Here is a 21,981-nt window from a genome sequence, read left to right on the forward strand (position 1 = left end):
CCCCGGCGGACGCCGACCCGCGAGGACGGCGGACGCCGGGTCGTGGCTGCCGGCGTCGCCTCAGTCCTGCGTCGCGGCGGCCCAGCGCTCCAGCACGGCGGAGGCGGCCCCGTCGTCGACGCTGCGGGCCGCGTGCTCGATGCCGGCCGACAGGCGCGCGGCGAGCGTCCCCGTCTCCGTCCCGGGCAGGCTGCCGTCGGCCACGAGGGCCGCGGCCGCGTTGAGCAGGACGGTCTCGCGCACGGGGCCACGGTCCGCCCCGGTGAGGACGTCGCGGGCCACGCCCGCGTTGTGCTGCGCGTCCGCACCGCGCAGGTCGCCGACCTCGATGCGCTGCAGCCCGAGCTCGTCCGCGGCGTCGAGCCGGGTCTCGGTGACCCGCCCCTCACGGACCTCCCAGACCGTCGAGCCGGCGGTCGCGGCGAGCTCGTCCAGGCCGTCGTCGCCACGGAACACGAGCGCGTCGGTCCCCCGGGTCGCGAAGACCCCGGCGACGAGCGGCGCCATGCGGGCGTCGGCGACCCCGACCGCCGTCGCGCGGGGCTGGGCGGGGTTGGTCAGCGGGCCGAGGAAGTTGAAGGCGGTCGGGATGCCCAGCTCCTTGCGCGCCACGCCGGCGTGGCGGAACGACGGGTGAAAGACCATCGCGAAGCAGAAGGTGATACCGACCTGCTCCGCCAGCTCGGCCACCCGCTCCGGTCCGTGGTCGAGCCGGACGCCCAGCGCCTCCAGCACGTCGGCCGACCCGGAGGACGAGGAGGCCGCCCGGTTGCCGTGCTTGACGACGCGGATGCCCGCGCCGGCCACGACGACCGCCGCCATCGTCGAGATGTTCACGGTGTGGGCCCGGTCCCCGCCGCTGCCGACGATGTCCACGGTGGGCCCGGGCACGGTGAAGCGCCGGGCGTGGGCGAGCATCGTGTCGGCGAGCCCGGTCAGCTCCTCGACGGTCTCGCCCTTGGCCCGCAGCGCGACGAGGAACGCCGCGAGGCGGGCGGGCGAGATCTCGCCGGACATCACGGCGTCCATGGCCCACGCGGTGTCCTGCGCGGTCAGGTCGTGCCCGGCGATCAGCTCCGTGAGCAGCCCGGGCCACGACTGGGCGGCCGGCGTGGTCGACGCTGACGGCGTCGGGCTCGGCTGCGTGGGCGCGGGGCGGTCGTTCGTGGGCACCAGGTTCCCTCCGGTTCGGTGGACGCACGGTCCGGACGCGCCCGTGCGTCCCCTCGCGGGGGCGCCTCAGGCCGTCACGGCGAGCTGGCCGGCCACGGCGCGCTGGAGCTCGACGGGGTCGAGCGGCCTGGGCACCACGGCGTCGGCGAGCGACCACGATGCTAGCCATCCGTCGGCGGGCCTGCCGGTGAGGACCACGACGGGCGGGCACCGGTAGATCTCGTTCTTGAGCTGACGGCACAGGCCCATGCCACCGGACCGGTCGGCCTCGCCGTCGAGGACCAGGACGTCCCACGGGTGCTTCTCCACGGCCGCCACGACGGCGGCCGGGGTCGCCACCTCCTGCCAGGTGATCTCCGGCGCGTGCGCCTCGATCCGCGGCCCGACCGCGAGGCGCACCTGCTCGCGCGCCGTGTGGTCGTCGCTGTACAGCAGGACGCGCGGGCCTCGCCGCGGGTCGGTGGGTTCCTGGGTCATGGGGCCTTCCCTTCACGAAGGAGCACGTCGTCGGGCACGTCGCGGGCAGGATCTCGGGCACCGTTCCGGTACCGGCGTTTGCTGGCATCGTGGCACACGGGTGTCACCTCGGTCAGCCGGTGAACGTGGTCTTTTACTGGCACTCTGCCGACGAGCGTCATCTCGTGGGCGTGGAGTGGCGAGATTTCGCAGAATCTGTGGATCCGATCTGCGCACCACCCCCGCCCGAGTGGCTCGAACCCACCACATGTCAGCCATAATGGCTGACGTGTCGACCGCAACGGCTGCTGCCCCCCATGCCCACCAGCACGTGAGCGTCAACCGTCCGAACCCCGTGTCGGTCGGGACGATCGTCTGGCTCGCGAGCGAGCTCATGTTCTTCGCGGGACTGTTCGCCATGTACTTCACCGTCCGGTCGGTGATGCCCGAGGCGGAGTGGGCCGCGCAGGCGGACAAGCTGAACCTCACGTTCGCCGCGATCAACACGACGGTCCTGGTGCTGTCGTCCGTGACCTGCCAGATGGGTGTCTGGGCCGCCGAGCGCTTCCAGCCCGCGCGCACCGGCTCGATCCTGGCGGTCAACCGCTGGGGCATGAACGAGTGGATGACGCTCACCTACCTCATGGGCGCCTTCTTCATCGGCGGCCAGATCTTCGAGTACGCCGAGCTCGTGCACGAGGGCGTCAGCATCTCGTCCAGCGCCTACGGCTCGGTCTTCTACCTGACGACCGGGTTCCACGGCCTGCACGTGGTCGGCGGACTCATCGCCTTCCTCTTCCTGCTGGGCCGGTCGTTCGCCGCGCGCAGGTTCGGTCACCACGAGGCCACCACGGCCATCGTCACGTCCTACTACTGGCACTTCGTCGACGTGGTGTGGATCGCGCTCTTCGCCGTCATCTACCTCCTGCGCTGACGTCCGGCCGGCGCGGGCGCCGGCCCTCCTGACACTGCACCTTCCATCTGCGAGACGAGGATCAATTCGTGAAGGCACTCGCCGCCCGCAGGCACCACCGGCTCGCGCCGGTGCTGCTCATGCTGCTGGCGCTGCTGGTCACGGGCGGCGTCTACGCCGCCCTGGCACCGAGCCCGGCCGCCCAGGCCGACACCGCCAGCACCGCGGACATCGAGACGGGGAAGAAGCTCTTCCAGGCCAACTGCGCCACCTGCCACGGCCCGAGCGCCGAGGGCACCGCCCAGGCCCCGTCCCTCGTGGGCGTGGGCGCGGCCGCCGTGGACTTCCAGGTCTCCACCGGCCGGATGCCCATGCAGATGAACGGCCCCCAGGCGGAGGCCAAGCCGCCGCAGATGAACGAGGAGCAGACGGCGGCCCTCGCCGCCTACGTCGCCTCGCTCGGCGCCGGCCCGGCGATCCCGACCGACGAGCAGGTGGACGCCAGCCTGGGTGACCCGGCAAACGGCGCCGCCCTGTTCCGCACCAACTGCGCGATGTGCCACAACGCCGTCGGCGCCGGCGGCGCCCTCTCGGAGGGCAAGTTCGCCCCGCCGCTGTTCGAGACGTCCGAGCAGAACATCTACCAGGCGATGCTCACCGGCCCGCAGTCGATGCCGGTGTTCAACGACGCCAACATCACTCCCGACGAGAAGCGCGACATCATCGCGTACCTCGACGAGCAGCGCGACGGCTCCGCGGGCGGCCTGTCCCTCGGCTCGCTCGGCCCCGTGTCGGAGGGCCTCTGGGCCTGGATCGTGGGCCTCGGGCTCATCATCGGCGCCGCAGTGTGGATCGGAGCGAAGTCCTCGTGAGCGAGAACCAGAACCCCCAGCCCTCGCATGACGTCACGCCCCACGGCGGCGACGGGACGCTCGCCCAGGCGGACCGCTTCGCCGACCCCGGCGTGCCCGAGCACCACCCTCGCCTGGCCGACTCCGACCCGCGGGCGGCGAAGCGCAACGAGCGCCTGATCGCGCTGCTGTTCGTCGTCTCCGCCATCGGCACCGTCGGCTCGCTGGTGGCCTACTTCGCCGTGCGCCCCGACGGCACCACCGAGGGCGTACGCCTGTCGACGCTGCTCCTCGGCGTGGGCATGGCGGTCTCCCTGCTCGGCATCGGTATCGCCGCCGTGCACTGGGCCAAGACCCTCATGTCCAACAAGGAGTACATCGAGGAGCGGCACTCGAGCAGCAGCTCGGCCGAGGTCCGCGAGACCGTCGCCACCCAGTTCCAGGACGGCTACAAGGACTCGGGCATCGCCCGTCGCCCCGTGCTCCTCGGCTCGGTCGGCCTGGCGCTCGCGCTGTTCCCGCTGTCCATCGCCGTGCCGCTCGTCTCCAGCGTCGGCGGCGACTGGAACGTGAGCAAGTTCCGCCACACCCTGTGGCAGAAGGGCACGCGCCTCGCGTACGACCCGTCGGGCCGCCTCATCAAGGCCGCCGACCTCACCGTCGGCTCGGTCGCGCACGTCATCCCCGACGTGCCGGCCGAGGAGCGCGAGTCCCACCACTGGATCACGGAGAAGGCCAAGGCCGTGGTGCTGCTCGTCCGTCTCGACCCCCGGGACCTCAAGCGGGACCACCGCGAGGGTGCCTCGCACGACGGCATCGTCGCCTACTCCAAGATCTGCACCCACGTCGGCTGCCCGGTCGCTCTGTACGAGCAGCAGACGCACCACCTGCTGTGCCCCTGCCACCAGTCGACGTTCGACATCGCGGACGGCGCCAAGGTGGTCTTCGGCCCGGCCAAGCGTCCGCTGCCGCAGCTGCCGATCACGGTGGACGACGAGGGCTACCTCGTGGCGGAGGACGACTTCAACGAGCCCATCGGCCCGAGCTACTGGGAGCGTCTCAAGTGAGCACCACGACACCCTCCTCCCCGGCGGAGCCGACCACCCCGGTCGGCAAGACCGCCGACTACCTGGACCAGCGGACCAAGATCGGTGTCCTCACCAAGCAGCTCGTCCGCAAGGTCTTCCCGGACCACTGGTCCTTCATGCTCGGCGAGATCGCGCTCTTCTCGTTCGTCGTCCTGATCCTGTCGGGCTTCTTCCTGACGATGTTCTTCGAGCCGTCGATGGCGCTGACGCGCTACGAGAACGAGCACCCCGCCACGATGCACGGCGAGCTCATGTCGGTGGCGTTCGCCTCGACGCTCGACATGTCGTTCGAGGTCCGCGGCGGCCTGCTGATGCGGCAGATCCACCACTGGTCCGCGCTCATCTTCCTCGCCGGCATCGTCGTGCACATGATGCGCGTGTTCTTCACCGGCGCGTTCCGCAAGCCGCGTGAGATCAACTGGCTCGTCGGCGTCACGATGATGATCCTCGGGCTGCTGGCCGGCTTCACCGGCTACTCCCTGCCGGACGACGTGCTCTCGGGCAACGGGTTGCGCATCACCGACGGCGTGGTGAAGTCGATCCCGATCATCGGCTCGTACCTGTCGTACTTCATCTTCGGCGGAGAGTTCCCGGGCGAGCACATCATCCCGCGCCTGTTCACCCTGCACATCCTCGTGGTGCCTGCGCTGCTGCTCGCCCTGGTGGGCCTGCACCTGTTCCTCATGGTGCTCAACAAGCACACGCAGTACCCGGGAGGCGGGCGCACGAACAACAACGTGGTCGGCTCGCCCGCCGTCCCGGCGTTCGCCACGAAGATGGGCGGCAACTTCTTCATCATCTTCGGCGTGCTGGCCCTCATGGGCGGCACGATGGCGATCAACAACGTCTGGAACTACGGGCCGTACGACCCGTCGCCGGTGTCCGCGGGCGCCCAGCCCGACTGGTACATGCTGTTCCTCGAGGGATCGCTGCGCCTCATGCCGGGACAGGCGGAGATCGTCATCGGCGGCTACACGCTGTCGCTGAACGTCCTCATCCCGGCCGTGGTCGTGCCGGGCCTGCTGTTCACGTTCCTGTTCGTCTACCCGTTCATCGAGGCGAAGGTGACCGGGGACCACCGCGAGCACCACGTGCTCGACCGCCCGCGCAACGTGCCGGTGCGCACCGGTCTCGGGGTCGCGTTCCTGTTCGAGTTCATCCTCCTGGCCCTCGCCGGGTCGAACGACCTCATCGCGACGCACTTCAGTCTGTCGATCAATACGATCACCTGGGTGTTCCGGATCCTGTTCTTCGTGGGCCCGGTGCTGGCGTTCTGGATCACCAAGCGCATCTGCCTGGGCCTGCAGCGCAAGGACCGCGAGCTGGTCCTGCACGGGCACGAGACCGGCCGGATCGTGCGGTTCGCGAACGGTGAGTACATCGAGGTGCACCGCCCCCTGGACGAGCAGGAGCGGTGGCTGCGGGTCAACTACGACGCCCACGCACCGCTGCAGATCGAACCAGCGGCGGACGCCCGGGGCGTCAAGCGCAAGGGCTACAAGTCCGACAAGCGCTGGCAGCGGCTCTCCCGGTTCTTCTACGAGGACCGCGTCGAGCCCGTCACCCCGGCCGAGCTGGCCGCCGCGCACTCGCACGGCGAGCACGACGAGCTCGAGCCGACCCACTCCGCCCCCGAGCTGGTCTCGGGCTCCGGCGACGCCGAGCGAGAGCACTGAGTCTCCTGCAGGCTGGAACGATGACCCGCGCGCCCCTCCCCCGCTCCGGTGGGGGTGGCGCGCGGGTCATCGTCGTCCCCGGCCCGTAGGGCGAGGGGCACCGCCCCTCGACGATGTCCCGTCGCGCGCCGGGCCCGGCACGCGACACACCACCACTGGAGGTCACACACATGGCTGTCTACACGCTGCCCGACCTGCCCTACGACTACAGCGCCCTCGAGCCGCACATCAGCGGCAAGCCGACTACGTCAAGGCCGTGTGGAACATCGCCAACTGGCAGGACGTCGCCGCCCGCCTCGACCGCGCCCGCGCCGCGACGAACGGCCTCCTCACCGCCTGAGCCGGCGCCGTCGGCACGGGCCGCTTGCGTCCGACGCCACATGCGTGAGGGCCCCGCACACCTCGGTGTGCGGGGCCCTCACGCTCTGGGCGGGTCGCTGCACGGGCCGGCCCCCTGCGGGACAGTCCGTCAGGGGGCGATGTCCGAGTACGGCATCACGTCCTCGTCGGTCGGCGCCTCGATGTCGAGGGGCTCACCCCAGCGGCTGAAGACCGACTCCACCACGAGCTCCTCACCGTTCACCTCTGTCGTCACCTCGATCTCGACCGGCAGGCCGTCCGGGGCCACCGCGTAGTCGACCGTCGTTTCACCGGCCTGACCGCCGAGGGCGGCGAGACCGGCCGGGACCGTCTCGAGCCTCGACGGGTCGAGGGTCATCGTGTAGAGCGACGCGTCGACGCCACCGACGCGCTCGGTCCCGGTGTGCTCGAACGACGTCACAGCACCCGTCATCGCCTCGACCTGGGCGGCAGCGTCCATCGACTCCATCGACTCCAAGGGGCCCGCCAGCATCGGCTCGGCGGCCATCTCGTCGAAGGACAGTGAGACGTACGTTCCCTCACCCTGCCCCGGCATCGCCAGGTACACGGTCCCGTCGAGAACGATCACCTCCATGTCCATGCCCATCACGTCCATCGACATGCGCAGCTCGGCGTCCTGCTCCGTGAACGACGCGTCGAGCGCGGCGACGTTCCCGCTCATCCCCGCACGGTCGGCCAGCTCACCGCCGTACGACATCTCCATGTGAGTCGTCCCTGCCTTCTCCTGAGCGGCCTGCATCTGTTCCGCGAGCTCGGCCGCGTCGGATGCGGGCTCGACGACCACCATCTCGGCGGCCCGATCGCTGTCGAGGGACTGTGGGGACCCGCCGTCGACACAGGCACTCAGGCCGACGGTGAGCAGGCCCGCCGGGGCCAGGGCCCATGTCCTGCGCAGGGGGATGGAACGCATCCATGATCCGCCGCCGGCACGTCGAGGAGGTGGCCGGATCGGTGACACGCGTTCAACGAGACGCGGGCCCCGCCCTCCGATGAGGACGAGGCCCGCGATGCGCAGGTCGCGACGCGTCAGTGCGCGTGCTGACCGCGGCTGAACTCGAAGACCCAGCCGACGAGGCCGATGACCCCGAGGACGAAGCCGATGTAGAGGACCCACCAGCCGACGGCGAGGCCGAGGAACGCCACCGCGGCCGCGGAGCCGATGAGCAGCGGCCACCAGCTCCACGGGGCGTAGACGCCCTGGTCGCCGGCGCCCTGCTCGATCTCGCCCTGCTCGTCGTCCTCCGGCCGCGGATCGATGCGCCGGGCCGTCAGGGCGAGGTAGGCGCCCACCATGGCCATGAGCGCACCCACGAGCGGGATGCCCAGGTACCCGACGGGCTCCTGGAAGTCGGTGAACAGTCCGTACAGGACGCCGACGACGACGAAGAACGGGGCCAGCAGCAGGAAGAGCTTGATCTCGATCTTCACTTGCGGTCCTCCTTGCCGTCCTGGGTGTCGTCCTGGCCCGGTTCGTCGACCACGACCGTGGTCGAGCTGTCCTGCCCCTGCTTCGGGTGCAGGCCGTCGCGGTCGTCGCGCACCATCGACGGCTGGTGCCGCCGATCCGAGTCCTCGAACACCCGCTGGAGGCCGTCCAGCGGAGCCTGCTCCATCGCCGCGACCTCGGGGTGGTGCAGGTCGAACGCCGGCGACTCGGAGCGGATCCGCGGGAGCGACGTGAAGTTGTGCCGCGGCGGCGGGCACGACGTCGCCCACTCCAGCGACCGGCCGAAGCCCCACGGGTCGTCGACGGTGACCTTCGGCGCGTTGCGCCAGGTCGTGAAGACGTTCCACAGGAACGGCAGCGTGGACGCCGCGAGGATGAACGCGCCGATCGTGGACACCTGGTTCTCCCAGGTGAAGCCTTCCTCGGGCATGTAGTCCGCGTAGCGGCGGGGCATGCCCTCGACGCCCAGCCAGTGCTGGATGAGGAAGGTCATGTGGAAGCCGATGAACAGCATCCAGAAGTGGATCTTCCCGAGCCGTTCGTTGAGCATGCGGCCGGTGAACTTGGGCCACCAGAAGTAGAAGCCGGCGAACATCGCGAACACGACGGTGCCGAACACCACGTAGTGGAAGTGCGCCACCACGAAGTACGAGTCGGAGAGCGAGAAGTCGAGCGCCGGGCTCGACAGGATGATGCCCGTCAGGCCACCGAAGAGGAACGTGACGAGGAAGCCGATCGACCACAGCATCGGCGTCTCGAACGTGAGCTTGCCACGCCACATCGTGCCGATCCAGTTGAAGAACTTCACACCGGTCGGGATGGCGATCAGCATCGTCATGAAGGCGAAGAACGGCAGCAGCACGGCACCGGTGACGTACATGTGGTGCGCCCACACCGTCACGGACAGCGCGGCGATCGCGATCGTCGCGTAGATCAGCGTCTTGTATCCGAAGATGGGCTTGCGGCTGAACACCGGGAAGATCTCCGAGACGATGCCGAAGAACGGCAGCGCGATGATGTAGACCTCGGGGTGGCCGAAGAACCAGAACAGGTGCTGCCACAGGATGGCGCCGCCGTTGTCCGGGTTGAAGACCTGCGCACCGAGGCGCCGGTCAGCGCCGAGCGCGAACAGCGCCGAGGCCAGCGGCGGGAACGCCATCAGCACGAGCAGGCTCGTCACCAGGGTGTTCCAGGTGAAGATCGGCATCCGGAACATCGTCATGCCGGGCGCGCGCATCGTGATGATCGTGGTGATGAAGTTGACCGCGCCCAGGATCGTGCCGAAGCCGGCCAGGGCGAGGCCGAACACCCACAAGTCCCCACCGAGCCCTGGACTGAACGTGGTGTCGGAGAGTGGCGCGTAGGCGAACCAGCCGAACGACGCGGCGCCCTGCGGGGTGAAGAACCCGGCCGCGGCGATGAGGCCACCGAACAGGAACAGCCAGTAGGCGAACATGTTCAGCCGCGGGAAGGCGACGTCCGGCGCACCGATCTGCAGCGGCATGATGACGTTCGCGAAGCCCGCGAACAGCGGGGTGGCGAACAGCAGCAGCATGATCGTGCCGTGCATCGTGAAGAGCTGGTTGTACTGCTCCTTGCTCTGCACCACCTGGATGCCGGGCGCGAACAGCTCGGCGCGGATGAGCAGCGCGAGCACGCCGCCGATCGCGAACCAGATGAAGGACGTGATCAGGTAGAGGTACCCGATCGTCTTGTGGTCGGTGGACGTGACCCACTTGATCACGGTGCGACCGAGCGTCTGCCGCTTCGGCGACAGGCCGGGGATGACCTCGGCCGTCCCTGCGGTCTCGGTGATGGTGGCCATCAGCCCTCGGCCTCCTCGGTGCTGGCGCTGCTGGACTCGGGGTGCTGCTGGCGGTTCAGGTCGAGCCCGAGCTCGCCGGTCTGGCCCGCGTCGCGCAGGTCGTCCATGTGGGCGTCGTACTCGGCCCGGTCGACGACCTTGACGTTGAAGAGCATGCCGGAGTGGAACTCGCCGCAGAGCTCGGCGCACTTGCCGGCGTAGGTGCCCTCCCGGGTCGGGGTGACCTGGAAGGTGTTGGTCCGGCCCGGGATCATGTCCTGCTTGTACAGGAAGGCCGGGATCCAGAACGAGTGGATGACGTCGCGCGAGTCGAGCGTGAACTCGACGGTCTCGTCGACGGGCAGGTACAAGGTGGGGGCTTCCTGCGAGGTGCCCGGCGTGCCGTCGACCTCGTCCTCCTTCGTCTGGCCCCCGACGTCGAGGAGGTGCTCACCGGAGTCGTAGACGTCCTCGTCCAGGTAGTTGAAGTCCCAGCTCCACTGCTTGCCGATGACCTGGATGTTCACGTCCGGCTCGGCGCTCGTGTCCTGGATCGCCGACATGTCCCGGTCGGTGTAGAAGAACAGCACGAGGATCATGATCGTCGGCACGGCCGTGTACATGATCTCGAGCGGCATGTGGTACCGGGTCTGCACCGGCAGCCGGTGGTCGTCCTTCCGCTTGCGGTAGGCGGCGACGCACCACAGCATGAGGCCCCACGTGATGAGACCGACGGCGAGGGCCGCGATCCACGATCCGACCCAGAGATTGGTGATGCGCTCGGTCTGGTTGGTCACCTCCCCGTCGGTGTAGCCGGGCAGGTATCCGCGCTTGACGGAGTCGCTGGCGCAGCCGGAGGCCAGGACCACGACGGCGCCGGCGATCGCCGTCGCGCGCAGGATGGCCCGCCGGGTGCGGGTGGGGCTCTTCGAGTGCAAGGGAGGCCTTTCACGTCACGTCCGAACCGGGCGCCGGCCGACCGGGCTGGACCTCATGGTCGGCGGGCACACGGACAGGACCTTCGTCCTCGATGGGTGCAGCCTAGCGCGACGAGGGCCCTTCCGACGCCGCAAACCCCCCGTGCGGACGTGACGATTTCCGCACCGTACGTCCACATCCACCCTGATGCCTACACACCCGTGCGCTGTGTCAGATCGTTGGCGCCCGGTGTCAGATCGACACCACTCGCCGCGACCGCCGCGGGGGCGCGTCCGCCACCACCGGGCGGCCTGTCGCGGCGCCGCCCGCCACGGCGTCGCCGTCCACGACGCGCACGAGGACGCGCCACAATGGCAGCATCGCGGCACCGCCGCCCGGCACCGGCCGGTCGGCGCAAGCAGCGCGTGCGCCGTGCGGGCGGCGCCCGGACCACGCTCGACGACCCCGGAGGACACGTGTGACGCACACCACCGCCGCTTCGCAGTCCGGACATGCGGACGGGCACGCCGCCCCCGACCCCGCGACCGGCCCGCGCGTGCACCTCGACAACGGTGGACGCGCCCCGTGGCACCCGCTCGCACGCCAGGCGTTCCTCCAGGCCCTCGACGACGGCTGGGCCGACCCCCGCCGCCTGCACACGGAGGGGCGCCGCGCCGCCCGGCTGCTCGACGGCGCCCGCGAGGCCGTGGCCGCCGAGCTCGGCGCCCGCACGGAAGAGGTCCGCTTCACGGCGAGCCACACGACGGCGCTCCACCTCGGTGTGCTCGCCGCGACCGCCGCGCGTCGTCGCGCGGGCGGCGACGTCGTCGTCGGCGCGGTCGAGCGCGCCGCCGTCCTGCACGCGGCGACCACCGCCGCCGCCCGGCACGGCGGGACGCGGCGCACGGTGACGGCGGGCGCGGACGGCCGCGTGGACGCGGCGTCGTTCGCTGCCGCGGTCGCCGCGCCGGGCGTCGCGCTCGCCGCGCTGCAGCAGGCCAACGGCGAGGTCGGGACGCGCCAACCGGTCGCGGACGCGCACGAGGCCGCCCGCGGCGCGGGCGTGCCGCTGCTGGTCGACGCGGGCGCCGCCGTCGGGCACGACCCCACGCCGGAGTCCTGGGACCTGCTCGCCGCCGACCCCGCGGACTGGGGCGCCCCGGCCGGCGTCGGCGTGCTCGCCGCGCGGCAGCGGGTGCGCCTGCTGCCGCCCGAGCCCGAGGACCCCGACCCCTGGTCACCCGGCGGCGTCAGCGTGCCCGCGGCGTTCGCGGCCGCCGTCGCCCTGCAGGCCGTGGCCGCCGACCGGGTCGAGGAGGACGCCCGCCGCCGTGCCCTGGTGGACCGCGTCCGCGCCGAGGTGGCGCGCATCCCCGACGTCGAGGTCGTGGGACACCCGGACGACCGGCTCCCCCACGTCGCGACGTTCTCGTTCCTCTACGTCGACGGCGAGGCGCTCGTCACCGAGCTCGACCGCGCCGGCGTCGCCGTCGGGTCCGGGTCGGCGTGCACGGCGAGCACGCTGGAGCCGTCGCACGTGCTGGCCGCCATGGGCGTGCTCACGCACGGGAACGTGCGGATCGCGCTCGACCGGTCCACCACCGGGGACGACGTCGACCGGCTGCTCGCCGTGCTCCCGGGCGCCGTGGCCCGCGTGCGCGACGCCCTGGGGGTGACGGGCCTGTGAGCGCCGGTACCGCCGGGGACCCCGTCGTGGTGGACGCCCGCGGCCTGCGGTGCCCGCTGCCGGTGATCCGCCTGGCGGCGCGGGCGCGGGACCTGCCCGCGGGGACGCGGGTCGTCGTGCTGACGACGGACCCTGCGGCGCGGCACGACGTTCCCGCGTGGGCGCGCATGCGTGGGCACGTCGTCGAGGGGGACGAGGAGGCCGTGCAGAGCCTGGCCGACATGGAGGGCGAGACGGCGGACCCGACGGGCGGCGGTCGGGACGACGGTCGCGAGGCTCCGGCGCGCGGCGTGCGGCGCCTCACCGTGCTGCTCTCCGGCCCTCCCGGCTGACCGGCGCCGGTCCGGCGCCGTCCGCGCCGTGCCCGCCGATCCCGGACGCACGTCGGCCCGGCCACCGTGGGTGGCCGGGCCGACGTCTCGGTGTCGTGACGGGGTCAGCCGAACGAGCCGCCGCAGGCGCAGGAGCTGCCCGCGTTCGGGTTGTCGATCGTGAAGCCCTGCTTCTCGATCGTGTCGGCGAAGTCGATCTTGGCGCCCTCGAGGTACGGCACGCTCATGCGGTCGACGACGACCTCGACGCCGTCGAAGTCGCGCAGCGCGTCCCCGTCGAGGAGGCGCTCGTCGAAGTACAGCTGGTAGATCAGGCCGGAACAGCCGCCAGGCTGCACGGCCACGCGCAGACGGAGGTCGTCGCGACCCTCCTGCTCCAGGAGGGTACGAACCTTGGTCGCGGCGACGTCGCTGAGCTCGACGCCGTGCGTGGCGATCTCGGTGGTGTCGGTCATGCTTCCTCCAACAGGCGGGGCGGTACGACTGTTCCCGATCCTACGCGCCAATCCGCTCAGCGCGACGACGCGGACCACGCCGGGGCCCACGTGCGGGCGACCCGGGCCAGGGCTTCCCCGCTCGTCGCGGCCTCGTGGACGCCGCTGACGCCGGCGGCCGACCACTCGCGGCGCGTCACTTCCACGCGGTCCGCCACCACCACGACGGGCACGGCGTACGGCGCCGCGGCGTCCGCGACGGCGGCCACCGGGCCCTCGTGGAGCGTGGCGCCGTCGAGCGCCTCGGCGGCGACAACGACCAGGTCGGCGCCGCTCACGTGCTCGCGCAGGCGCGCGGCGCGCGGCGACAGGTGCTCGCGCGCGCTGTCCAGACCCAGGCTCGTCACCGGGACGAAGACGCCCCGGGGCGCCTCCGGGTCCGGCGGGCCGCCGGGAGCCGGCCCGTCCAGCTCCAGGGGCTCGACCGTGCAGTGCGGGGCGGCGTCCTGCCACGCGGCGGCGAGCGACGCCGCCCGCGGCGGGCGCACCGACGGCGGGGCACCCTCGGGCGCGGAGGACGCGCCGGGCTCGCCGGGGGCCACCGGAGCGGCGGGCGGGGCGCAGATCAGCACGTGCACACGCCGATCGTGGCACAGTCCACGGGCACCGAGGACCCGCTGTGGGACCGCTGTGGGACGATGTGGCGGTGAGCACGCTGCTGAACGAGACGACGACCACGTCGAACGGCTTCGTGGAGCCGGCGGCGTCGCCGCTCCTGCTCCTGGGGCAGGGCCGCGACCTGGCTTCCGAGCGCGGGGTCGAGTGCACCGGCGCCCTGCCGGCGCCGAGCGACCCCGACCTCGTCGAACGCGCCCGCGCGGCCCGCGCCGCCCTGGGCGGGCGGGCGTTCGTCCTCGGCCACCACTACCAGCGCGACGAGGTCATCGACTTCGCCGACGTCACGGGCGACTCGTTCAAGCTCGCGCGCGAGGCCGCCGCACGGCCGGAGGCCGAGTTCGTCATCTTCTGCGGCGTGCACTTCATGGCCGAGAGCGCCGACATCCTCACCTCCGACGCCCAGCAGGTCGTGCTGCCCGACCTCGCCGCCGGCTGCTCGATGGCCGACATGGCCGCCATCGGCCAGGTCGAGGAGGCCTGGGCGACGCTGTCCGACGTCGGCATCACCGGCGACACCGTGCCCGTGACGTACATGAACTCGTCGGCCGCCATCAAGGCGTTCACCGGCCGCCACGGCGGCACCGTGTGCACGTCGTCGAACGCGCAGGTCGCGCTGCGGTGGGCGTTCGACCAGGTCGGCGGCGTCGACGGCACCGGCAAGGTGCTCTTCCTGCCCGACCAGCACCTGGGCCGCAACACCGCCGTGCAGCAGCTCGGCCTGAGCCTCGACGACTGCGTGGTCTACGACCCGCGCAAGCCGATGGGCGGCCTCACCGAGGCCCAGCTGCGCGACGCGCGCATGATCCTGTGGCGCGGGCACTGCTCGGTGCACGGGCGCTTCTCGGAGCGCAACGTCACCGAGATCCGTGCCAAGGCGCCGGGCGTGAACGTGCTCGTGCACCCGGAGTGCAAGCACGAGGTCGTCACCGCGGCCGACATGGTGGGATCCACGGAATACATCATCCGGGCGCTCGACGCCGCGGAGCCGGGGAGCACGTGGGCCATCGGCACGGAGCTGAACCTCGTGCGCCGGCTCGCGAAGGCGCACCCCGACAAGCAGGTGCACTACCTCGACTCGACGGTGTGCTTCTGCTCCACCATGAACCGGATCGACCTGCCGCACCTCGTGTGGGCGATGGAGTCCCTCGCCGACGGGCGGACGGTCAACCGCATCGTCGTCGACCCGGACGACGCCCACTGGGCGCGCGTGGCGCTCGACCAGATGCTGGCCCTTCCCGGGCTGTGACCTCACCGGATCCGACCTCGCGGTGACCTGGCGCTGCCCCTGAACCGGCGCCCCGGTCTCGCCGGGGCCGCTGTTCGGCGTGCCCGACCGGGCCCGGCGCGGGACAGTGGTCGGGTGAGCACCGACGGCGGCCTGCACATCGGCATCTTCGTGTTCGACGACGCCGAGGAGCTCGACGTCGTCGGCCCGTTCGAGGTGCTCGCCGCCTGGGAGCAGCACTCGGCGATCAAGCCGCACGTGAGCACGTTCTCGCGCGACGGCGACGGCGTGCGGCTGGCCAAGGGCATGCGGCTCGTGCCGTCGCGCTCGGCCGACGACGTCGGGCCGCTGCACCTGCTGGTGCACCCCGGCGGGTGGGGCACCCGTGCCCTGGTCGCCGACCCGACGCACCTCGACTGGCTGCGCCACGTGCGCGCCCAGACACCGGTGCTCGCCAGCGTGTGCACGGGCGCCCTCGTGCTGGCCGCGGCGGGGCTGCTGGCCGGGCGCCCCGCGACCACGCACCGCGACCACTACGACGACCTCGCCGCCGCCGACCCGAGCGTCCTCGTCGACACCGAGGCGCGGTTCGTCGACGACGGCGACGTCGTCACGGCCGCGGGCGTCTCGGCGGGTATCGACATGGCGCTGCACCTCGTGGCGCGCCTGGAGACGCCGGAGGTCGCCCGCGCGGTGCGCCGGGCGATCCAGTACGACCCGGCACCGCCGGTCTGACCCGCCTGGCATCCGTGCGACATCCGTCCGGCACCCTCAGTACCTAGTACCACGGGTTGCCGATATACGCTGCGCTGGTGACTCGAATGATCCAGCTCACCTGGGCGTCCCTGAGGCCGCGCAAGCCGGTCCCCGGCCAGGGCGTGCTCGACCCGTCGGTGACGCGGCTGCGGGTGCACCCCGGCGACCTCGACCTCTACTTGCACGTGAACAACGGCGCGTACCTGCAGATGATGGACGTGGCGCGGTCGAACTTCATCGCCGACCTGGACGGGTTCCGCCGGATCGGCGACCGGAAGTGGTACCCGGTCGTCGCCGCCTCGACGATGACCTACAAGCGCTCGCTGCGACTGTGGGACCCGGTCGAGATCACCACCCGGGTGCTCGGCTGGGACCAGCGGGTCGTGTACATGGAGCAGGTCATCACCTGCCGCGACCGGCTCTCCGCGCGCGGGTACGTGGCGGGCCGCTTCCTCGGCCCGGGGGCCGAGAGGGTCCCTGCCCCCGACGTCGTCGCGCTCATGGGGCCGGACGCGCCCGCCGAGAGCCCGGCGCTGCCGGACGACGTGGCCGCGTGGGCCCGCGCGCTGGACGTCGCGCACCGCGACCGCACCCAGGCCTGAGCTCGGACGGGTCTCGTCAGACCGCGGCCGCGACCTGCCGCAGCAGCAGCGCCTCGGCGAGGACCACCTTGCGCAGCTCGCCCAGGTGCACCGACTCGTTGGCGCCATGGGCGCGCGAGTCCGGGTCCTCCACGCCGGTGACCAGGATCGCGGCGTCGGGGAACTGCTCGAGCAGGTCGGCGATGAACGGGATCGACCCACCGACGCCGACGTCCACCGGCTCGGTCCCCCAGGCGGCGGAGAACGCCGCGCGGGCGGCGCGCATCGCCGCCGTGTCGCCGGAGGCGTGGAAGGCCTTGCCCTGCTCCCCCGGCCGCCACGTCACGCGCGCGCCGAACGGGGCGCGCGCCTCGAGGTGCGCACGCAGCGCGTCCTCGGCGGCCTGCGGGTCCTGGCCCGGGGGGAGGCGCAGGGACAGCTTCGCGGCCGCCCGGGGCGCGATGGTGTTCGACGCGTGCGCGACGCTCGTGGCGTCGATGCCGATGACGGACAGCGCGGCCCGGGCCCACAGCCGCCCGGCGATACTCCCCGTGCCGGCGAGCTCGACGCCGTCCAGCACCGAGGAGTCCGCCCGGAACGCCGCCTCGTCGTAGTCGACGGCCGGCTCGGGCGCCGCGACCAGCCCCTCGACGGCGACGTCGCCGGCGTCGTCGTGCAGCGTGGCGACCAGACGGGCGAGCAGCGTGTTCGCGTCCAGCAGCGGGCCGCCGAACATGCCGGAGTGCACGGCGTGGCCCAGCGCCTCGACCTCGACGACGCCGTCCACCAGGCCACGCAGCGACGTGGTGAGCGCGGGCACCCCGACCTTCCAGTTCGTGGAGTCGGCGACGACGATGACGTCGGCGCCGAGCAGCTCGCGGTGCTCGGTCAGGAACCGGCCGAAGCTCGGCGACCCCGCCTCCTCCTCGCCCTCGACGAACACGGTCACGCCGACCTCGAGCCCGTCGCCGCTCTCGGCGCCCAAGGCGGCCAGGGCCCGCAGTGCGCCCACGTGCGCCATGATCCCCGCCTTGTCGTCGGCGGCGCCGCGGCCGAAGAGCCGCTCCCCCACCTGGACGGGCTCGAACGGGTCCGTCTCCCACGCGGCCGCGTCGCCGGGCGGCTGGACGTCGTGGTGCGCGTACAGCAGGACCGTCGGGGCGCCCGCGGGCGCGACGCGGCGGGCGACCACGGCCGGCGCCCCCGGAGTGCCGTCCGGGCGGTCGGAACGCAGGATCCGTACGTCGGGCAGCCCGGCGTCGCGCAGCAGGCCGGCCACCGCCTCGGCGCTCGCCGCCACGTGCGCCTGGTCGAAGGCGGCGGCGGAGACGCCGGGGATCCGGACCAGGGACTCCAGGTCGGCCTGCAGCGCGGCGAACTGGGCCTCGACGTGCTCGCGCAGGGTCTCGACCTGTGCGGGATCGACCTGGGCGGGATCGACGCCGGAGGCGGCCTCGGGGGCGGGTTCGGACGAGGGGACGGGTGCGGCGGGAAGATCGGTCACGCGCTCACGCTACTCGTCCGGGCACCGCCGGCCGGTCCCGGCGGCCGCCCGGCTCGACTACCCTGGGAGCGTGTTCTCCCGCAACAAGTCCGGCGCGCCGGCGTCCACGAGCCCCGAGCCCTCCGACCCCGCCCGCGCCGCGGCCGAGATCGAGAAGGCCGGGGCGCCGGTGAAGAACGGGTCGGACCGCAAGGGCCGCCCGACGCCCAAGCGCAGCGAGGCGGAGGCCGCGAACAAGCGACCCCTCGTGCCGAACGACCGCAAGGCGGCCGCCAAGGCGGCACGGGAGAAGGCGCGCGAGCAGCGCAACGTCGAGTACCGGGCGATGCAGACCGGCGACGAGCGCCACCTGCCGGCGCGCGACAAGGGCCCGCTGAAGCGGTACGTGCGCAACTACGTCGACGCCCGCTGGAACCTCGGCGAGTTCTTCCTGCCGGTCGCGTTCGCCTTCATCGTCCTGAACTTCATCTTCATGCAGAACGCGACCATGTCGGTCGTCGTGCTGATGCTGCTGTACGGCGTCGTGCTGCTCACCCTCGCCGACGCGTTCCTGCTGTGGCGCGGGCTGAAGAAGCGCCTGCGCGCGAAGTTCGGCGACGTGCCGCGGGGAACGATGATGTACGCCGTGATGCGCGCCTTCCAGATCCGGCGCTCCCGGCTGCCGAAGCCGTCGTCGAAGAAGCACGGCGTCTGGCCCGACTGACCGTACCGCCCCAGGTCGGCGCCTCGCGCCCGACGGGCCGAAGGCCCCCGAACGCCGTTCGAATCGATCCGACGCTCCGCGTAGGGTGATCGCATGGTCAACTACCGGTACCTCGGCAACAGCGGTCTGAAGATCAGCGAGATCACCTACGGCAACTGGCTCACCCACGGCTCCCAGGTCGAGAACGACGTCGCGACCAAGTGCGTGCACGCCGCCCTCGACGCGGGCATCACCTCGTTCGACACCGCGGACGTCTACGCGAACACCAAGGCCGAGTCGGTGCTCGGCGAGGCGCTCAAGGGGCAGCGCCGCGAGTCGCTCGAGATCTTCACCAAGGTCTACTGGCCGACCGGGCCCGCCGGCCCCAACGACACGGGGCTCTCGCGCAAGCACGTCATGGAGTCCATCGACGGGTCGCTGCGGCGTCTCGGCACCGACTACGTCGACCTGTACCAGGCGCACCGGTACGACGTGGAGACGCCGCTCGAGGAGACGATGCAGGCGTTCGCCGACATCGTGCGCCAGGGCAAGGCGCTCTACATCGGCGTCTCCGAGTGGACGGCGGACCAGATCCGCGAGGGGCACCGCTACGCCAAGGAGCTCGGCTTCCAGCTCATCTCCTCCCAGCCGCAGTACTCCATGCTGTGGCGGGTCATCGAGGACGAGGTCGTGCCGACGTCGGCCGAGCTCGGGCTCTCGCAGATCGTCTGGTCGCCCATCGCCCAGGGCGTGCTGACCGGCAAGTACGTGCCGGGCAAGGAGCTGCCCGCCGGGTCGCGCGCGACCGACGACAAGGGTGGCGCGAAGATGATCCAGCGTTTCATGCGCGACGAGGTCCTCGAGCGCGTGCAGGGCCTGAAGCCGGTGGCCGACGAGCTCGACCTGTCGATGGCGCAGCTCGCGGTGGCGTGGGTGCTGCAGAACGACAACGTCGCCGCCGCGCTCGTCGGGGCCTCCCGTCCCGAGCAGGTGGCCGAGAACGTCAAGGCGTCCGGCGTCGAGATCCCCGCCGAGCTGATGACGCGGATCGACGAGGTCCTGGGCGACGTCGTCGAGCGGGACCCGGGCAAGACGCTCGAGGGGATGCCGAAGACCCGCGTGGCCTGACGACTCGGTGACGTAGCGGTCGCTGCCGGTTCCCACCGGGCAACCGTCAGCGACCGCTACGTCGACGGCTCCCTGCGGAGAGACCGTACGGCGCGAGAACGCGCGCCGACACCTGGACGACGACGCCGACGCCCAGCGCGTAGACGACGGTCACCCACCCGACGGTCCCGCCGAGCACCCAGCCGGCGGCGACGACCGTGAGCTCGATGAGCGTCTTGACCAGCCGCACGGACCGGCCGGTGCGGGCCACCAGCCCGGTGAGCAGCCCGTCGCGGGGCCCCGGGCCGAGGCGCACGCCGACGTACGCGGCGGTCGCGACGCCGTTGAGCACGATCCCGCCCACGGCGAGCGCGACCCGCGCGGGGGTCCCCGGCGACGGGGCCGCCGCCTCGAGGAGCGCGAGCCACGGGTCGATCGTCACGCTGAGCAGGACGACGTTGGCGACCGTGCCGATCCCGGGCCGCTGGCGCAGCGGGACCCAGGCCAGGAGCACCACCACGGAGATGATCCCCGTGACGACGCCGAAGGACAGGCCGGTGGTACGCACGAGGCCCTGCGAGAGCACGTCCCACGGCATCGCGCCCAGGCCCGCGTGCAGCATCATCGCCATCGACGCCGAGTACGCGAGCAGGCCCAGGACGAGCTGGACGCCCCGGCGGCCGGGACCGAAGCCGCGGACGGGGGCGGGCCGTGGCGCGACGACGGCGGGGGTGGCGCGCTTGCTGAGAGGCATGGCACCACCCTGGACGGTTTTGGCCTTGTGATCCATGGCCATTCGGGCGAGAGTGGCACGATGACCGCGCCGACGCTCGCCCCGACCGCCCCGCCCGCACCGCTGCGCCACGTGTCCGCCCCGGGCGTCGCGCGCCTGCTGGGCACGTGGCGGGCAGGCGGCCCGGCCTACCGCGCGCTCGCCGACGCGTTGCGGGCGGCGCTGCTCGCCGGGACGCTGGCACCCCTGACCCGGCTGCCGAGCGAGCGCGACCTGGCCACCACGCTCGGGGTGTCCCGCACCACGACCAGCGCCGCGTACGCCGAGCTGCGCGAGCGCGGGTTCGCCACCAGCCGGGTCGGGTCCGGCACCGTGACGACGCTGCCGCGCGGGACGGCGACGCACCGGCGCGGCACCCGGCGCCCCCTGGCGGGCGACGCGCCCGCGACCGACGTCCCCGCCGGCCCGTTCGGCCGGCACCCGGGCGGCGACCTGATCGACCTCGCGCAGGCGACCCCCGTGGCCTCACCGGCCCTGCACGCGGCGTACGAGCGGGCGCTCGAGGCGCTCCCCGCCTACCTGGGCACCGGCGGCTACGCGCACCTCGGGCTGGACGAGATGCGCTCCGCCGTCGCGGACCGCTACACCGCACGGGGCACCCCCACGACGCCGGACCAGGTGCTCGTCACGACCGGCGCGCAGCACGCCATCTCCCTGCTCGCGCAGACCTACCTGCGGCCGCGGGACCTCGCCGTCGTGGAGTCACCCACCTACGTGCACGCCATGGAGGCGCTGCGCGCCGCGGGCGGCCGGGTCGCCGGGGTGCCGGCCGGCGACGTCGACGCCCTCGTGTCCACCCTGCACCGCGCGGGGGCGCGCCTCGCCTACGTCGTGCCCGACTGCCACAACCCCACCGGGGCGTCCCTCGACGCCGGGGGGCGGGCCGCCGTCCGGGCGGCGGCCGACCGCTCCGGCGTGACGGTCGTCGGTGACGAGACGCTCGGCGACCTCGTGCTCGACGGCGCGGAGCACCCCCCGTTCGCCGGCGACGGCGCCTCGCCGCGGGTCGTGACCGTGGGGTCGGCGTCCAAGACCTTCTGGGGCGGGCTCCGGGTGGGCTGGGTGCGCGCCGACGCGCAGACCGTGCACCGGTTGGCCCGGACCCGGCAGGCCTCGGACACGGCCACGTCCGTCCTGGAGCAGCTCGCCGTCGTGGAGCTGCTCCGCGAGCACGCGGCTCTGCTGCCCGCGCGGGTCGCCGCTCTGCGGGAGCGCCGCGACCTGCTCGCCGGGATGCTGCGCGAGGCGCTGCCGGACTGGGACGTGCCGACACCGGCCGGGGGGCTGTGCCTGTGGGTCGGCCTGGGCCGCCCGGTGGCCCACGCCCTCGCGGGCGCGGCCGCGGCGGAGGGCGTGCTCGTCGGTGCCGGCCCGGACTTCACACCGGACCGCACCGCGCACGACCGGGTCCGGCTCACGTTCACGCGACCGCCCGAGGAGCTCGCCGAGGCCGTGCCACGACTGGCCCGCGCCTGGTCACGCGTCCGGTCGTGAT

At 72.5% G+C, this 21,981-nt stretch carries 22 protein-coding genes and 1 pseudogene; 13 read left to right on the forward strand and 10 right to left on the reverse strand.

Annotated elements, in window-relative coordinates; translation table 11 throughout:
• Positions 1-60: 60 nt before the first annotated feature.
• Both trpD and EYB28_RS12730 read right to left on the reverse strand, forming a co-directional pair.
• Positions 61-1,086: an anthranilate phosphoribosyltransferase gene (gene trpD, locus EYB28_RS12725; RefSeq protein ID WP_240930736.1), complete on the reverse strand. Its 1,026-nt coding sequence runs from the start codon at positions 1,084-1,086 to the stop codon at positions 61-63.
• A 153-nt stretch (positions 1,087-1,239) separates the two neighbouring features.
• A complete protein-coding gene (locus EYB28_RS12730) occupies positions 1,240-1,650 on the reverse strand; it encodes a hypothetical protein (RefSeq protein ID WP_166848447.1) in 411 nt (136 codons plus the stop codon).
• A gap of 259 nt (positions 1,651-1,909) precedes the next feature.
• Here EYB28_RS12730 and EYB28_RS12735 point away from each other — a divergent pair, with 259 nt between their 5' ends.
• The 5 genes and pseudogenes from EYB28_RS12735 to EYB28_RS12755 all read left to right on the forward strand — a co-directional run.
• A complete protein-coding gene (locus EYB28_RS12735; protein ID WP_166848449.1) occupies positions 1,910-2,563 on the forward strand; it encodes a heme-copper oxidase subunit III in 654 nt (217 codons plus the stop codon).
• A gap of 68 nt (positions 2,564-2,631) precedes the next feature.
• Positions 2,632-3,414, forward strand: a complete 783-nt coding sequence (locus EYB28_RS12740; RefSeq protein ID WP_166848451.1) for a c-type cytochrome — start codon at positions 2,632-2,634, stop codon at positions 3,412-3,414.
• Positions 3,411-4,460 (forward strand): ubiquinol-cytochrome c reductase iron-sulfur subunit, encoded by a 1,050-nt coding sequence (locus tag EYB28_RS12745; protein WP_166848453.1) that lies wholly within the window; start codon positions 3,411-3,413, stop codon positions 4,458-4,460. Before EYB28_RS12740 ends, EYB28_RS12745 begins: the two co-directional genes overlap by 4 nt.
• Positions 4,457-6,157 (forward strand): cytochrome bc complex cytochrome b subunit, encoded by a 1,701-nt coding sequence (locus tag EYB28_RS12750; RefSeq protein ID WP_166848456.1) that lies wholly within the window; start codon positions 4,457-4,459, stop codon positions 6,155-6,157. The genes EYB28_RS12745 and EYB28_RS12750 overlap by 4 nt, the downstream gene beginning before the upstream one ends.
• A gap of 170 nt (positions 6,158-6,327) precedes the next feature.
• Positions 6,328-6,396: pseudogene (locus EYB28_RS12755) on the forward strand (superoxide dismutase); the annotation flags it as partial.
• A 230-nt stretch (positions 6,397-6,626) separates the two neighbouring features.
• On the opposite strand, the gene EYB28_RS12765 reads toward EYB28_RS12755, so the two are convergent.
• The 4 genes from EYB28_RS12765 to coxB all read right to left on the reverse strand — a co-directional run bounded on the left by EYB28_RS12765 (position 6,627) and on the right by coxB (position 10,727).
• Positions 6,627-7,448, reverse strand: coding sequence for an LppX_LprAFG lipoprotein (locus EYB28_RS12765; RefSeq protein WP_166848459.1), 822 nt, complete (start codon positions 7,446-7,448; stop codon positions 6,627-6,629).
• Positions 7,449-7,564: 116 nt separating this feature from the next.
• Positions 7,565-7,966 carry a cytochrome c oxidase subunit 4 gene (locus tag EYB28_RS12770; RefSeq protein ID WP_166848463.1) on the reverse strand — a complete coding sequence of 134 codons (402 nt, stop codon included), beginning with the start codon at positions 7,964-7,966 and terminating at the stop codon, positions 7,565-7,567.
• Positions 7,963-9,810 (reverse strand): cytochrome c oxidase subunit I, encoded by a 1,848-nt coding sequence (gene ctaD / locus EYB28_RS12775; RefSeq protein WP_166848466.1) that lies wholly within the window; start codon positions 9,808-9,810, stop codon positions 7,963-7,965. The genes EYB28_RS12770 and ctaD overlap by 4 nt, the downstream gene beginning before the upstream one ends.
• Entirely contained in the window at positions 9,810-10,727 is a 918-nt protein-coding gene (coxB, locus tag EYB28_RS12780; protein WP_166848469.1) for a cytochrome c oxidase subunit II, read from the reverse strand. The genes ctaD and coxB overlap by 1 nt, the downstream gene beginning before the upstream one ends.
• Positions 10,728-11,185: 458 nt before the next feature.
• Between coxB and EYB28_RS12785 the strand changes: the two genes are divergently transcribed.
• Both EYB28_RS12785 and EYB28_RS20620 read left to right on the forward strand, forming a co-directional pair.
• Positions 11,186-12,394, forward strand: coding sequence for a cysteine desulfurase family protein (locus EYB28_RS12785; RefSeq protein ID WP_370459479.1), 1,209 nt, complete (start codon positions 11,186-11,188; stop codon positions 12,392-12,394).
• Positions 12,391-12,726 carry a sulfurtransferase TusA family protein gene (locus EYB28_RS20620; RefSeq protein WP_166848471.1) on the forward strand — a complete coding sequence of 112 codons (336 nt, stop codon included), beginning with the start codon at positions 12,391-12,393 and terminating at the stop codon, positions 12,724-12,726. Before EYB28_RS12785 ends, EYB28_RS20620 begins: the two co-directional genes overlap by 4 nt.
• 104 nt (positions 12,727-12,830) lie before the next feature.
• On the opposite strand, the gene EYB28_RS12795 is transcribed toward EYB28_RS20620, so the two are convergent.
• Together EYB28_RS12795 and EYB28_RS12800 are read right to left on the reverse strand one after the other, a co-directional pair.
• Positions 12,831-13,181: an iron-sulfur cluster assembly accessory protein gene (locus EYB28_RS12795; protein ID WP_166848474.1), complete on the reverse strand. Its 351-nt coding sequence runs from the start codon at positions 13,179-13,181 to the stop codon at positions 12,831-12,833.
• Between the two features lie 56 nt (positions 13,182-13,237).
• The gene (locus EYB28_RS12800; RefSeq protein WP_166848477.1) at positions 13,238-13,798 is read right to left on the reverse strand and encodes a glycerate kinase; all 561 of its coding nucleotides are present in this window, start codon (positions 13,796-13,798) and stop codon (positions 13,238-13,240) included.
• 62 nt (positions 13,799-13,860) lie between these two features.
• Between EYB28_RS12800 and nadA the strand changes: the two genes are divergently transcribed.
• The 3 genes from nadA (at position 13,861) to EYB28_RS12815 (ending at position 16,421) form a co-directional block, all read left to right on the forward strand.
• A complete protein-coding gene (nadA, locus tag EYB28_RS12805) occupies positions 13,861-15,084 on the forward strand; it encodes a quinolinate synthase NadA (protein ID WP_370459511.1) in 1,224 nt (407 codons plus the stop codon).
• A 114-nt stretch (positions 15,085-15,198) separates the two neighbouring features.
• Positions 15,199-15,798, forward strand: coding sequence for a DJ-1/PfpI family protein (locus EYB28_RS12810; RefSeq protein ID WP_166848480.1), 600 nt, complete (start codon positions 15,199-15,201; stop codon positions 15,796-15,798).
• A gap of 86 nt (positions 15,799-15,884) precedes the next feature.
• Positions 15,885-16,421 (forward strand): acyl-CoA thioesterase, encoded by a 537-nt coding sequence (locus EYB28_RS12815; protein WP_166852352.1) that lies wholly within the window; start codon positions 15,885-15,887, stop codon positions 16,419-16,421.
• Positions 16,422-16,437: 16 nt separating this feature from the next.
• Here EYB28_RS12815 and EYB28_RS12820 read toward each other — a convergent pair whose 3' ends face one another.
• Positions 16,438-17,904, reverse strand: a complete 1,467-nt coding sequence (locus EYB28_RS12820; protein ID WP_166848483.1) for a dipeptidase — start codon at positions 17,902-17,904, stop codon at positions 16,438-16,440.
• A gap of 70 nt (positions 17,905-17,974) precedes the next feature.
• On the opposite strand from EYB28_RS12820, the gene EYB28_RS12825 reads away from it, so the two are divergent.
• Positions 17,975-18,607, forward strand: a complete 633-nt coding sequence (locus tag EYB28_RS12825) for a DUF3043 domain-containing protein (RefSeq protein ID WP_166848486.1) — start codon at positions 17,975-17,977, stop codon at positions 18,605-18,607.
• A gap of 93 nt (positions 18,608-18,700) precedes the next feature.
• Entirely contained in the window at positions 18,701-19,714 is a 1,014-nt protein-coding gene (locus EYB28_RS12830) for an aldo/keto reductase family protein (protein WP_166848489.1), read from the forward strand.
• A 46-nt stretch (positions 19,715-19,760) separates the two neighbouring features.
• Here EYB28_RS12830 and EYB28_RS12835 read toward each other — a convergent pair whose 3' ends face one another.
• Entirely contained in the window at positions 19,761-20,447 is a 687-nt protein-coding gene (locus EYB28_RS12835) for a hypothetical protein (RefSeq protein ID WP_240930544.1), read from the reverse strand.
• 60 nt (positions 20,448-20,507) lie between these two features.
• Here EYB28_RS12835 and EYB28_RS12840 point away from each other — a divergent pair, with 60 nt between their 5' ends.
• Complete coding sequence (locus tag EYB28_RS12840; protein ID WP_166848492.1) at positions 20,508-21,980, forward strand: PLP-dependent aminotransferase family protein; 1,473 nt, start codon at positions 20,508-20,510, stop codon at positions 21,978-21,980.
• Position 21,981: the final 1 nt, after the last annotated feature.

The sequence above is a fragment of the Isoptericola sp. BMS4 genome, assembly GCF_011634835.1.
Classification (GTDB): Bacteria; Actinomycetota; Actinomycetes; order Actinomycetales; family Cellulomonadaceae; genus Isoptericola.

What these genes read in the sequence shown, in the direction of transcription:
- EYB28_RS12765 (WP_166848459.1), bottom strand. Translation starts at nt 7,448, where the DNA reads ATGCGTTCCATCCCCCTGCGCAGGACATGGGCCCTGGCCCCGGCGGGC.
- EYB28_RS12835 (WP_240930544.1), bottom strand. Translation starts at nt 20,447, where the DNA reads ATGCCTCTCAGCAAGCGCGCCACCCCCGCCGTCGTCGCGCCACGGCCC.
- EYB28_RS12735 (WP_166848449.1), top strand. Translation starts at nt 1,910, where the DNA reads ATGGCTGACGTGTCGACCGCAACGGCTGCTGCCCCCCATGCCCACCAG.
- EYB28_RS12840 (WP_166848492.1), top strand. Translation starts at nt 20,508, where the DNA reads ATGACCGCGCCGACGCTCGCCCCGACCGCCCCGCCCGCACCGCTGCGC.
- ctaD (WP_166848466.1), bottom strand. Translation starts at nt 9,810, where the DNA reads ATGGCCACCATCACCGAGACCGCAGGGACGGCCGAGGTCATCCCCGGC.
- EYB28_RS12830 (WP_166848489.1), top strand. Translation starts at nt 18,701, where the DNA reads ATGGTCAACTACCGGTACCTCGGCAACAGCGGTCTGAAGATCAGCGAG.
- EYB28_RS12815 (WP_166852352.1), top strand. Translation starts at nt 15,885, where the DNA reads ATGATCCAGCTCACCTGGGCGTCCCTGAGGCCGCGCAAGCCGGTCCCC.
- EYB28_RS12730 (WP_166848447.1), bottom strand. Translation starts at nt 1,650, where the DNA reads ATGACCCAGGAACCCACCGACCCGCGGCGAGGCCCGCGCGTCCTGCTG.
- EYB28_RS12795 (WP_166848474.1), bottom strand. Translation starts at nt 13,181, where the DNA reads ATGACCGACACCACCGAGATCGCCACGCACGGCGTCGAGCTCAGCGAC.